The following is a 12,097-nucleotide window of genomic DNA, read 5'->3' as shown; positions in this document are numbered from 1 at the left end:
ATTATGGCTTGACCGTCGTTTCGCGGTTCATTATTATCACCATCAGTTTAAAAAGCTTGCATTACGTTGGAAGTTCTGTCAAGTAGCACTCATCGCGGAGAGGAAATCGTGTCGAAATCCGGATCTGGGGAAACAGTTCCAATGATGAAAAGCGTCGACAGGGCGCTTTATCTGCTTTCGTTTTTTACCGTTCAGGAACCGGAATGGGGCCTGAGCGACCTCGCCCGAAAGTCCAAAGTCGACAAAGCAACGACTCTTAGGATCCTCGTTGCGCTCATTCGCAACGGCTTTGTGGAACAGCATTCGGAAACCAGGAAATACCGCCTCGGGATCGCCGTACTCAGGCTGGCTCGAGTCCGAGAAGCAAGTTTCCCGCTTCTTTCATTCATCAATCCCGTACTCGACAGGCTTGCCGAGGAGATGGAAGAAACCGCTCACGCTACACTGGCGGCCGAGACCGCAATGATCACGGTTGCGGTGACGGAGCCGAAGAGATCGACCCGTGTCTGGGTAAACCCGTCGCAGTTGCTGCCCTTTCACGCAACCGCATCTGGTCTGGCGTTCCTGGCGTTCGCCGCGCCTGAGGTCCGCGACGGGGTTTTGGCCGAGGGAGAATTGGTCAGGTACACGAAAAATACCGTGGTCGAGGCAGAGGAACTTCGGGCGCAATTGGACCAGATCAGGAATCGCGGCTTCGCCTTTGCGCCTGGGTCTTTTGAAGTTGAATCGAGCGGTGTCGCCGCGCCGATCTTTTCCAGCAGTGGCGACGCTTTTGGATCGGTGGCGATCGCCGGTGTCGCATCTCGAATGACGACGGACAAGCAGCTGAAAGCGGCACGGCTCGTCGTGGGGGCTTCGGTGGAAATATCGCGGGCGATTGGCGCTGAACCGCACCCGAGCATCTTGCGTGCGAAAAAGGATTTGCTCGATGCCTGAACCCGGCAAGGCATTGGTTCTCGATTTCGGCGGCGTGATCTCGAAAACAGTTTTTGAAACTCAGCGCCTGAACGAGGCCGCCTTGGGATTGCCTGCAGGCACCCTTGACTGGATGGGCCCCTTCGAACCCGAGGGCGACGCGTTGTGGCAACAGATGCAATCCGGGGCAATCACCGAACGGGATTACTGGTACACGCGGGCACGGGAGACGGGAAATCTCGTAGGCGAGACCTGGGATGAACTGCCTGCGTTTCTCCAGCGCATCCGGGGTGATGATCCGCAGTTGATGATAAGACCAGAGGCGTTGCGCGCGATCGACGTTGCCAAGGAAGCGGGCAAGAGGCTTGCAATCCTATCAAACGAGCTTGATCTGTTTTACGGCGCCGGATTTCGGGCCAAGCTTCCATTCCTGCAGATGTTCGACCTGATCGTCGACGCGACCTACACAAAAATTCTGAAACCCGACCCGCGCGCATACGGGTTCGTCTTAGACGGGCTGGGTCTTGCCGCTTCGGATTGCGTGTTTGTGGACGACCAGGCCAAGAACATCAAAGGAGCGTCGGACGTCGGGATGCACATCGTGCACTTCGATGTTACCCGGCCAGGCGAAAGCTATGCCCAGGCAATCAAGATACTGGGCATTTGAGAGGAACAGAGGGTGCGAGAGACGAATTTCCTTGTTGAGAACAATGCCCGCCACATGTGGCATCCCATGGCGCATCCGTCCGAGATGCAAGCCAACCCGCCGCACATCATCAATGCGGCGGAGGGGGTGGAAGTCACCGATATTCACGGCAGGAAGCTGCTCGATGCCGTCGGCGGCCTTTGGAACGTTAATCTCGGCTATTCTTGCGAGCCGGTGAAAAAGGCGATCCGCGATCAGCTGGACCAGCTTCCCTATTATTCCGCGTTCCGCGGCACCTCAACGTCGCCGGCGATCGAGCTCTCATACGAACTGGCGGAATGGTTCAGGCAAGACGGCCTCGTGCGCGCCTTCTTCACGTCAGGCGGCTCGGATTCGGTCGAGACCGCTTTGCGACTGGCACGTCAGTACCACAAGATCAACGGCCAGCCCGAGCGCACCAAGTTTGTTGCCCTCAAGAAGGGCTACCATGGCACGCATTTCGGCGGCGCATCGGTCAATGGCAATGCCAATTTCCGCCGCAACTACGAGCCCTTGGCACCCGGGGTTTTTCATCTCGCCGCACCTTATGCCTACCGCAATCCGTTCGGCACGTCTGATCCGGCGGAGATCGCTCAGGCGATCGCTCGCCAGTTCGAGGATGAGATCGCCTTCCAGGGGGCCGATACGATCGCTGCCATGATCATGGAGCCCGTGCTGGGGTCGGGTGGCGTTATCGTGCCGCATGAGACCTTCATGCCCTTGATGCGCGCCATCTGCGACAAGCACGGCATCCTGCTGATCGCGGACGAGGTGATCACAGCGTTTGGACGCACGGGCGCCTGGACCGGCTCGCGTGGCTGGGGTGTCAAGCCGGACTTCATGTGCACGGCCAAGGCGATCAGCAACGGATATTTTCCGTTCGGCGCGGTGATGATCTGCCAAAAGGTGGCAACGGTATTTGAGGCCTCCAAGGGCGCTATTGGCTCGATCGGCCACGGCTACACCTATTCCGGCCACCCGGTTGGCGCTGCCGCAGCGCTCGCGACGCTCGCCGAAACAAAGCGTCTCAACGTCGCCGCGAATGCAAAGGCCCGGGGAGCGGAGTTGCTTGAGGACCTTGAACGCCTCAAGGAGAAGCATGAGTTGGTGGGGGATGTCCGGGGTCTCGGCCTGATGTGCGCGCTTGAATTGGTGTCGGACCGCAAGGCGAAATCGGCAGCGGCCAAAGACGTCGTGCAAAAGGTTTTCGACACAGCATACGAAGAAGGCGTCATGGTCCGCACTTCGGGTGCCAACGTCATCATCTCACCGCCGCTCATCATCACAGGGGCCGATGTCAAACGGATCATCGCCGCCCTCGATGCGGGGCTCGCGCAAGCGGGACGATAACTGATGCAAGCGGGGCGATAATTGATTGAGATGGCGAATTAGGCACCACGTGCCTCTGGAATAGTGAAACTCACCCGAAAATAAGGGCACAATCAAGTGAAAATCCTTGTACCCGTGAAGAGGGTTGTGGATGCGAACGTCAAGGTTCGCGTGAAGGCTGACGGTTCGGCGGTGGAACTCGCCAACGTCAAGATGGCGATGAACCCGTTCGACGAGATCGCGGTGGAAGAGGCGCTCCGGCTCAAGGAAGCCGGCAAGGCCGAAGAGATCGTCGTCGTGTCGATCGGCCCGCAGCAGGCACAGGAAACCTTGCGCACCGCGCTCGCCATGGGCGCCGACCGCGCCATTCTGGTCAAGACCGACGAGCAGACCGAGCCGCTCGGCGTCGCCAAGGTGCTGAAGGGCGTGGTCGAGGCAGAGCAGCCCGGCCTCGTCATCCTCGGCAAGCAGGCGATCGACGACGATTCCAACCAGACCGGCCAGATGCTGGCGGCGCTTCTGGGCTGGGCGCAGGGCACCTTCGCTTCCAAGGTCGTGCTCGACGGCGACAAGGCCAAGGTGACGCGCGAAGTCGACGGCGGCCTGCAGACCGTGGAACTGAGGATGCCGGCGATCGTGACCGCCGACCTTCGCCTCAACCAGCCGCGCTATGCCTCGCTGCCCAACATCATGAAGGCCAAGAAGAAACCGCTCGACGAGAAGAGCCCGGCCGATTACGGCGCCGACGTCAAGCCGCGCCTGAAGGTGATCAAGACCGAGGAGCCGAGCGGCCGCAAGGCGGGCGTCAAGGTCAAGAGCGTCGCCGAGCTGGTCGACAAGCTGAAGAACGAAGCCGGCGTGCTGTAAGCGATCGGAAAAGGAGACAACAACATGGCTATTCTTCTGATTGCCGAACACGACAACGCCACCCTTTCCGACCAGACCGCCAAGGCACTGACGGCAGCGCTGCAGATCGGCACGGATGTGCATGTGCTGGTAGCCGGCAAGGGCGCCAAGCCGGCGGCGGACACCGCCGCCAAGCTCAAGGGCGTGACCAAGGTGTTGCTGGCCGATGCCGACGAGCTCACCGAGCGCCTCGCCGAACCAATGGCAGCACTGGTCGTCAGCATAGCCGGCGCCTATGACACGATCATCGCGCCGGCGACCTCGTCGGGCAAGAACGTCGCGCCGCGCGTGGCTGCCCTGCTCGATGTCGCGCAGGTGTCCGAGATCATCGAGATCGTCTCGCCCGACACCTTCAAGCGCCCGATCTATGCCGGCAACGCCATCCAGACGGTGCAGTCGAGCGACGCCAAGAAGGTGATCACCGTGCGCACCGCTTCCTTCCAGGCGGCTCCCGAGGGCGGCTCGGCCACGGTCGAAACCGTGAAGGCCGCAGCCAACCCCGGCCTGTCCACCTTCGTCGAGAACAAGCTCTCGGAGACCGATCGTCCGGAACTGACCTCGGCCAAGATCATCATTTCGGGCGGTCGCGCGCTGGGCTCCTCGGAAAAATTCCAGGAGGTCATCCTGCCCGTCGCCGACAAGCTCGGTGCAGCCGTCGGCGCTTCCCGCGCCGCCGTCGATGCCGGCTATGCGCCGAACGACTGGCAGGTCGGCCAGACCGGCAAGGTGGTGGCCCCTGATCTCTACATTGCCGTCGGCATCTCTGGCGCCATCCAACATCTCGCCGGCATGAAGGATAGCAAGGTCATCGTCGCCATCAACAAGGACGAGGAAGCGCCGATTTTCCAGGTTGCCGACTACGGCCTCGTCGCGGACCTTTTTGATGCCCTGCCGGAACTTGCCAGAATTTGACACGAAGGGGACTGAAAACGTGCCGCAATCCCACACAATTACCCTGTCCTGCGACGACCGACCCGGCATCGTCGCGGCGGTCGCGACGGAGCTTTCCGCCCTCGGCGCCAATATTGCGGAGAGCAATCAGTTCTGGGACCGCGTTTCCAACCGCTTCTTCATGCGCATCGCCGCCGAATTCAGGGAGCCCACAACGAGCAAGCAGGTTGAACACGCCCTCAAGCCTGTGTTGGACCGCTTCGACATCAAAGCCGACTGCGTCGACGCCGGCCGCAAGCCGAAGATCGTTATCATGGTCTCCAGGTTCGACCATGCGATGCTGCATCTGCTCTACCAAATCCGGGTTGGGTGGCTGCAGGCCGAGGTTGTAGCCATCGTGTCGAACCATGAGGACAGCCGCCGAATCGCGGAGATGGAAGGCATCCCCTATCACGTCTTCAACATCACGAAGGACAACAAGGCGGAACGGGAGGAGACGCTGTTCGCTCTCGTGCGGGAGACGGAGGCCGATCTTGTGGTGCTAGCCCGTTATATGCAGGTGCTCTCGGACAGCCTCTCCACCCGATTGTTCGGAAAAGTCATCAACATCCATCACTCCTTCCTGCCGTCATTCAAGGGAGCGAAGCCTTATCACCAGGCCTTTGAACGCGGCGTCAAGCTGATCGGCGCGACAGCGCACTATGTGACGCCTGATCTCGACGAAGGGCCGATCATCGACCAAGAGACGGAGCGCGTGACACATACGATGAGCGCCGACGATTTCGTTGCCACCGGCCGCGATATCGAAAGCAGAGTGCTGGCCCGGGCGGTGAAGTTGCACCTGGAGGGTCGGGTCATGCTCAATGGCCACAAGACGATCGTCTTTGCTTGACGGGTGCACGACGGGCTAACCGGTGCCTCCGGAGCCCTGGCGGCTTCAAGGATCGAATGGCGGAAGCACCAAGCGTAGGTTTTTTGCCCGTGCCAGCCGTGGGCTGCCTTGGATATCGTTGGAACCGGTCCAGATTGGTCTACGCGACTCTTCCAAGGGAAGGGCAGAGTACCGCAGCAGTCCGATCTCGGCCTTCAAGCTTGGTCGAATTCCACCAGTCCTTGATTGACCACGCTGCTGCCTCCGTCGACGTTGATCAGGGCGCCGTTGACGTAAGAGGCCTCCGGCGACAGGAGGAACGCGGCGACATTTGCTATTTCGCTCGCGTCGGCTGCCCGTCGTTGCGGCACGAGCCGCGTGACACGGCTATATCCTGGTTCGGGATCGCCGCCTTCGGTCAGCATGCCCATTTCCATATCAGCCATCTCTGTTCGCACCCACCCCGGAGCAATCACGTTGGCGCGAAGGCCGTGGCGAGCGTATTCAAAGGCTATCGTCTGGGTCAGGAGCGTCACTCCGGCTTTTGACGAGCTGTAGGCGGCCAGCCCGGCACCTGCCGTTGCGCCCGCAACGGACGAGATTGTGACGATCGCTCCTTTCGTGCGCAGCAAATGCGGAATTGCAGCTTTCGCCATTACAAACGGCGCAGTTAGATTGACGTCGATTTGGGTTTGCCAATCGACAATGGACATCTCCGAGATAGATGCGGCGATGACGGTGCCTGCGTTCAGGACCAGCGAATCCAGGCGACCGAAATGGGCAACGACCTTTTCAACCACGGCTGCCGCGTCGGCGGGCACGCTTATGTCAGTCGCAATCGCAAGTCCGCCCGTCTGGTTGGCGACGGTTCGCAGGACTGTCTCTCTTCGCCCGCAGATTGCGACGAAATGCGTGGACGCCAATTTCAATGCAATGGCTGCACCGATCCCGGTACCTCCGCCGGTTATCAGGGCTACAGGCCTGCTTTCGTCGACTGCCGAAGGCATGAGATTATCCTTTGCTACGCCACCAGATTGCAGAAGGAACCGCGTTCAAAATCACCAGCCTGTGCCGAGGTAGTCGTCCGCAAGACAGTATGAATCGGCCAGGTAGCGTGACAAGCGTGCGCCATTGTCTGCCAATTCCGGGCGTTCTCCGATCCATCCAATGTACGTAAGACTGCGCAGAAGCATGAAGAGCGGCAGCAGCGATTCAGAACGTTCAGACAGTACCCTGCTTTGCCTATAGCCATCGAGAACCGCCTTCTTGATTGCCGGGTAGTGGGGCTCCTTGCGGTTGCGCAATAAGGTCGTTGCGATATCGAAGACACGCCACCCGTAGCCGGAGTCATCGAAATCTATGAATTGGACGGAACTTGGCGTCACCAGGACGTTTTCCCTGACGAGGTCTGCATGGATCAGGCCGAAATCAAGGTTCTGGACGCGCTCGATTTCGGACGACAAGATAGCGCGCAACCTATCGAGTTTGTCCTGGTCTGCCACCGACAGAGCGTCAAAATCCCAGAAACGTCCCCATAGAGGGGTCTCTCCGAGCAAACCGTCCTTGTCCCAGGATGGACGGTCGAAACCATCGCCGCATGCCCAGGCGTCACTGATGTTGTGGAGATCGGCCATCTTGTTTCCGACGGCGCTGAACAAACGAACGAGATCCTGCGGTTCGTGCACCAGCATCACGCCCGATTGGCCTAGGGGCCGCTCCGGAGAGCCAAGACACGATGTCGGCGTTCTGTTCGGGAAAGTCCACGCTTGAAGGCAGCGCTATATAGTCGTCGCCGTTGAGAGTGGGGAGGGGCGTCGGGACCTCGATTCCGCCTTGCCTCAGCACCTTCATCCACTGCAACTCCGAACCAAGGGCCGCGGCGCTGTGGTATCCAGGACGGTGGAGCCTCAGGACTGCGGAGCGCCCATCTGAAAGTGCAATCCTGAAGATGGCATTCTCACGGTACTTCAGGAGGTCCGGCTGCTGGGTGGAAAGTCCCCAATGAGCGAGTGCTTCCTTCGCTCTAAGTGACAGGCGTGCAGATAGCGCCTCGGCTATGTCTCCCACGACAAATCTCCCTAGAGTGCTGTCAGCACCTCATCGAGGGTGCCGATCAACAGGTCGGCATTTTCCGTCGTGAACGGCATCGGAGGGCGGATTTTCGTCGCGCATTGGTGAATTCCGAGCTTGCCCATCAAAACCCCTCGACTGCGCATTTCGTTGATGAGCCGCGTTGCGAGTTCAGGCGCGGGCGTCTTCTCTGCCCTGTCGAGGACAAGTTCCGCCCCGAAAAACAGTCCGCTGCCGCGTACGTTGCCGATGACGGAATGCTTTTCCGCCAACCGCAACAGACTGTCCTTGGCGTATTTGCCGACTCTTTTTGCGTTTTCGACCAGTTTCTCGTCTTCCAGGACGTCGAGTACAGCGATACCCGCCGCACAGGAAACTGGATTGCCGCCAAATGTGTTGAAGTATCGAAACGCCTTGCGGAATGCGTTCAGGGTCTCCGATCCCGCCACGACACCAGCAATGGGGTGTCCGTTCCCCATCGGCTTGCCCAGTGTGACGACATCGGGAACGATGCCCGCATGCTGATGTCCCCACATGTTGTCGCCAGTCCTGCCAAACCCAGGTTGGACTTCGTCGGCAATTAGGAGGCCGCCAGCCTTTCGCACCGCTTCGGCCGCTCCCGTCAAGAACCCCTTGGGCAAATCGGGGAAGCCCTCGTTGGCAAAGAACGGGTCGACGATCAAAGCCGAGAACCCGTGTCCGCTCTCGTCAAGCGAACGGATCGCCTTCTCTACCTCAGCGGTGAAAGCAGCGGCAAAGGGTTCGCCCGCAACCCCACCCAGTGGCCGGTAACTGTCGGGTGCCGGTACATGACGGACATGGCCGCCGTAGCCTCCGACAGGTGGCATACGGGTCGACAACTGGGAAACGGCGGTCGTGTTTCCGTGGTAGGTGAAGTCTGTTGCGATTACCCCCGTCTTTCCTGTGACGGCTTGTGCCATCCGAAGAGCGATGTCGTTCGCCTCGCTACCGGTACAGGTCAGCATGGCGGCATCCAGCGAATCGTCGAAGTAACCCAAAAGTCGTTCCACGTAGTTCAGGATGCCTTCGTGGAGATACCGGGTGTGTGTGTTCAGCGTTGAAGCCTGTCGGCAGATCGCATCCACTACATACGGGTGGCAATGGCCGACATGGGGCACGTTGTTGTAGCAGTCTAGATAACGCTTGCCGTCCGCGTCCCACAGCCAGACACCCTCTCCGCGGACGAGATGCACAGGATTTTCATAGAAGATCGAGGTGTTCTTTCCGAGCAATTTCTCGCGCCTGGCAAGCAGACCCTGCGTGTCATCCATCATCCAGCCTATTGGGGTTGGCTCGGTTCACTATTATATCCGTCAGATATATTTTTGGTCCAAGGTCTGACCGATGTCAAGTATGACATCGCAAAATAGCGGTGGTGCGGGAGCTGTTGACATTTCAAAAAAAAATCACATTATAATTAACCATCGGTGATAATAATGAACCAATGGCGCCGAGACACTCTAGAAGGGGAATTTGGATGTCTAAAGAAACAACCTCGGCTGATCGCGGGCTGCGGGCAGGAACACTAGGTGCGGCGGCTATCACCTTGATGGTGGTGTCCGCCGTAGCCCCGCTCACCAATATGGCGGGCGTGTTGCCCGTCGCCATTCTCTTCGGCAACGGCACGGCGATCGTGCCGGCCTTCATGCTGATGATGATACTGGTATTAATATTCTCGGTGGGCTACGTGACGATGGCCCGCCACGTGCACAATGCGGCTTCGTTCTACACCCTGATTACAAGAGGACTAGGAAAGACCGCCGGCGGAGCGGCCGCAATTGTGGCGCTTCTCGGCTACAATTGCATGCAGATCGGCATGTCGGGAATGTTCGGCCCTGTCTGCACCGATCTGGTGAAGACGTTCACCGGTGTCTCAGTGCCGTGGTGGGCATTCAGTCTTTGCGCGTCGGCCTTGATCGGAGTCCTTGCCTATCGGCGCATCGACCTTTCCGCGAAGGTACTCGGTATTCTTGTCATCGCCGAATTCGCGGTGGTTTTGATCCTTGACCTGATGATCGTCTACAAAGGCGTTCCAGGTGGCTTCAATCTCGCCCCGCTCTCGCTGTCGGGTATGCCAAGCACGTCCGCACTGGGTGTCACATTCGTGTTTGCCTTCGGCTGCTACATCGGTATTGAAGCCACAACCCTCTACAGTGATGAGGCGAAAAATCCGAAGCGGACCATTCCGCTCGCCACATACGCGGCAGTCCTCCTGATCGGCGTTTTCTATTCCATCTCGACCATCTGGATCGTCGAGGCTGCGGGCACGTCCACGATTGTAACCCAGCTGCAGAATATCGGCGACCCGATCCAGTTCGTGTTCAACATTGCGAACCAATATGTCGGCAACTGGCTGGCTGTGTTGATGCGCGTGTTGTTCGTGACCAGTGTATTCGCCTGCCTACTGGCCTTCCACAATCATGTCGCCCGGTATTTCTACTTCCTCGGCAAAGAAGGTCTTGTGCCGGCCTGGCTCGGTCGCACTCACGACAACTATCAGAGTCCTCATCGCGCCACGATCGTGCAGACGGTCATAGCACTCGCGGTGATCTCGGTCTTCGCCGTCGCCGGCCTCGATCCGCTACTTACCCTGTTCGCATGGATCGCGAACGTAGCCGTCATCTGCATCATCCTTCTGATGCTGGCGGTCTGCATCGCAGTCATCGCATTCTTCAACAGGAACCCGGAACTGGAACCGAACCAGCCGATCAAGACGAAGATTATGCCTGCCATCGCTGCTGTAGGCTTTGCTGCCGTGGCTTACTTCGGCATTAGCGGTTTCGACATCCTCACTGGCACTCCGGGCCCGTTGGCTGTCGCGCTGCCGTCCATGATCCTGGTGGCTGCCGTCATCGGGGCGGTAAGGGCCATGATGCGACCGGAAGCCGTCGCTCGGTTAAACGCCGACAGAGTGTAACAACTTCAAAACAAGATGAGGGCTCGCCTAATCGGCTGGCCCCTTTCGACCTCGATCGCGCCGCCTGCCAGCCAAGGTGAGACCGAGCCCTGATTGGTTCCAAACGTGACGGTTGGCAACGCTACCAGATTAGATTTTTCGCGGAACGGAGATTTCGAAAATGGCCCAGGCACCGATACACCGCGCAAACACTGTAAAATACAGCCCGGCTTCGGCAACGACTTCGAGACGGAGTCTCTTCCGGGCGCGCTGCCGCAGGGCCAGAACAGTCCGCAGAAGTGCAACTTCGGACTATATGCCGAGCAGTTGTCAGGCTCGCCCTTTACCGCACCCCGTGGCACGAATGAGCGATCCTGGCTCTACCGCATCCGCCCCAGCGTGCGGCACACGCGCCGGTTTTCTAATGCCAGCTACCCGTTCTGGAAATCGGCGCCGTGCCTCGGTGATCATTCCCTGCCGCTCGGCCAGTTGCGCTGGGACCCGATCCCGGCCCCAACGGAAAAACTCAACTTCCTTGCCGGTATCCGCACCATGACGGCGGCCGGCGACGTCATGACCCAGGTCGGCATGGCGGCGCAACGACGACATGGTCAACGACTATTTCTTCAATGCCGACGGCGAACTGTTGGTTGTGCCACAGCTCGGCGCTATGCGCGTTTTTACTAAAATGGGCGTCATCGATGTTGAGCCTTCCGAGGTCTGCCTGATCCCGCGAGGCATGATGTTCAAGGTCTCACGGCTCGGCGAGGGATCCGTTGGCGCGGCTATATCTGCGAAAACTACGGTGCCAAGTTCACCCTGCCGGATCGCGGCCCTATCGGCGCAAATTGCCTCGCAAACCCGCGCGACTTCAAGACACCGGTCGCTACCTATGAGGACAAGGAAACGCCATGCCGCGTACATGTAAAATGGTGCGGCAAGTTCTACGTCAGCGAGATCGGACATCGCCGCTCGACGTGGTTGCCTGGCAGGGCAATTACGCCCCGTTCAAATACGACCTGCGCACCTACTCGCCGGTCGGCGCGATCCTGTTCGACCATCCTGATCCATCGATCTTCACGGTTCTCACGGCGCCAACTGAGGAATCGGGAACGGCGAATGTCGATTTCGTCATCTTCCCGCCTCGCTGGTTGGTGGCCGAGCACACGTTCCGCCCACCTGGTATCATCGCAATATCATGAGCGAATTCATGGGTCTCATCGAGGGGCAATACGACGCCAAGGAAGAAGGCTTCGTACCGGGCGGCATGAGTCTGCACAATATGATGCTGCCGCATGGCCCCGATACCATGGGCTTCGAGAAGGCATCCAGCGTGGAACTGAAGCCGGTGAAGCTAGACCACACCTTGGCCTTAATGTTCGAGACCCGCTATCCGCAGCAACTGACGCGCTACGCTGCCGAGCTTGAGACTCTGCAGGAGGGCTACCTGGAATGCTGGGATCACCTCGACCGGAAATTTGACGGAACCCCAGGCATCAAATGATGCCTCAAC

The 12,097-nt window shown here is 59.1% G+C and carries 9 protein-coding genes and 2 pseudogenes; 8 read left to right on the top strand and 3 right to left on the bottom strand.

Going from position 1 to position 12,097, the window contains the following annotated elements; all coding sequences use genetic code 11:
• Positions 1–144 precede the first annotated feature (144 nt).
• The 6 genes from NKH21_RS08710 to purU all read left to right on the top strand — a co-directional run bounded on the left by NKH21_RS08710 (position 145) and on the right by purU (position 5,618).
• On the top strand, positions 145–936 hold the full coding sequence (locus NKH21_RS08710) for an IclR family transcriptional regulator (RefSeq protein WP_352864249.1): 792 nt from the start codon (positions 145–147) through the stop codon (positions 934–936).
• A complete protein-coding gene (locus tag NKH21_RS08705) occupies positions 929–1,582 on the top strand; it encodes an HAD-IA family hydrolase (protein WP_352864246.1) in 654 nt (217 codons plus the stop codon). The genes NKH21_RS08710 and NKH21_RS08705 overlap by 8 nt, the downstream gene beginning before the upstream one ends.
• Before the next feature lie 12 nt (positions 1,583–1,594).
• On the top strand, positions 1,595–2,950 hold the full coding sequence (locus tag NKH21_RS08700; RefSeq protein WP_352864244.1) for an aspartate aminotransferase family protein: 1,356 nt from the start codon (positions 1,595–1,597) through the stop codon (positions 2,948–2,950).
• Between the two features lie 96 nt (positions 2,951–3,046).
• Positions 3,047–3,796 carry an electron transfer flavoprotein subunit beta/FixA family protein gene (locus NKH21_RS08695; protein ID WP_352864242.1) on the top strand — a complete coding sequence of 250 codons (750 nt, stop codon included), beginning with the start codon at positions 3,047–3,049 and terminating at the stop codon, positions 3,794–3,796.
• Positions 3,797–3,820: 24 nt separating this feature from the next.
• The gene (locus tag NKH21_RS08690; protein ID WP_352864239.1) at positions 3,821–4,747 is read left to right on the top strand and encodes an electron transfer flavoprotein subunit alpha/FixB family protein; all 927 of its coding nucleotides are present in this window, start codon (positions 3,821–3,823) and stop codon (positions 4,745–4,747) included.
• Positions 4,719–5,618, top strand: coding sequence for a formyltetrahydrofolate deformylase (purU, locus tag NKH21_RS08685; protein ID WP_352864237.1), 900 nt, complete (start codon positions 4,719–4,721; stop codon positions 5,616–5,618). The genes NKH21_RS08690 and purU overlap by 29 nt, the downstream gene beginning before the upstream one ends.
• A 194-nt stretch (positions 5,619–5,812) precedes the next feature.
• Here the strand turns inward: purU and NKH21_RS08680 are convergent, their stop codons facing one another.
• The 3 genes and pseudogenes from NKH21_RS08680 to NKH21_RS08670 all read right to left on the bottom strand — a co-directional run bounded on the left by NKH21_RS08680 (position 5,813) and on the right by NKH21_RS08670 (position 8,959).
• Positions 5,813–6,604 (bottom strand): SDR family NAD(P)-dependent oxidoreductase, encoded by a 792-nt coding sequence (locus tag NKH21_RS08680; RefSeq protein ID WP_352864235.1) that lies wholly within the window; start codon positions 6,602–6,604, stop codon positions 5,813–5,815.
• 51 nt (positions 6,605–6,655) lie between these two features.
• Positions 6,656–7,664, bottom strand: a pseudogene (locus NKH21_RS08675) (phosphotransferase enzyme family protein).
• An 11-nt stretch (positions 7,665–7,675) separates the two neighbouring features.
• The gene (locus NKH21_RS08670) at positions 7,676–8,959 is read right to left on the bottom strand and encodes an aspartate aminotransferase family protein (protein ID WP_352864233.1); all 1,284 of its coding nucleotides are present in this window, start codon (positions 8,957–8,959) and stop codon (positions 7,676–7,678) included.
• Positions 8,960–9,165: 206 nt separating this feature from the next.
• Here NKH21_RS08670 and NKH21_RS08665 point away from each other — a divergent pair, with 206 nt between their 5' ends.
• On the top strand, positions 9,166–10,605 hold the full coding sequence (locus tag NKH21_RS08665; RefSeq protein ID WP_352864231.1) for an APC family permease: 1,440 nt from the start codon (positions 9,166–9,168) through the stop codon (positions 10,603–10,605).
• Positions 10,606–10,765: 160 nt separating this feature from the next.
• A pseudogene (hmgA, locus tag NKH21_RS08660) lies at positions 10,766–12,088 on the top strand (homogentisate 1,2-dioxygenase).
• Positions 12,089–12,097 lie beyond the last annotated feature (9 nt).

The organism is Mesorhizobium sp. M1329, assembly GCF_040318035.1.
Classification (GTDB): Bacteria; Pseudomonadota; Alphaproteobacteria; order Rhizobiales; family Rhizobiaceae; genus Mesorhizobium.
This window is presented reverse-complemented; position numbering and strand designations above follow the sequence as displayed.

What these genes read in the sequence shown, in the direction of transcription:
- NKH21_RS08680 (WP_352864235.1), bottom strand. Translation starts at nt 6,604, where the DNA reads ATGCCTTCGGCAGTCGACGAAAGCAGGCCTGTAGCCCTGATAACCGGC.
- NKH21_RS08705 (WP_352864246.1), top strand. Translation starts at nt 929, where the DNA reads ATGCCTGAACCCGGCAAGGCATTGGTTCTCGATTTCGGCGGCGTGATC.
- NKH21_RS08670 (WP_352864233.1), bottom strand. Translation starts at nt 8,959, where the DNA reads ATGGATGACACGCAGGGTCTGCTTGCCAGGCGCGAGAAATTGCTCGGA.
- purU (WP_352864237.1), top strand. Translation starts at nt 4,719, where the DNA reads ATGCCCTGCCGGAACTTGCCAGAATTTGACACGAAGGGGACTGAAAAC.
- NKH21_RS08665 (WP_352864231.1), top strand. Translation starts at nt 9,166, where the DNA reads ATGTCTAAAGAAACAACCTCGGCTGATCGCGGGCTGCGGGCAGGAACA.
- NKH21_RS08710 (WP_352864249.1), top strand. Translation starts at nt 145, where the DNA reads ATGAAAAGCGTCGACAGGGCGCTTTATCTGCTTTCGTTTTTTACCGTT.
- NKH21_RS08690 (WP_352864239.1), top strand. Translation starts at nt 3,821, where the DNA reads ATGGCTATTCTTCTGATTGCCGAACACGACAACGCCACCCTTTCCGAC.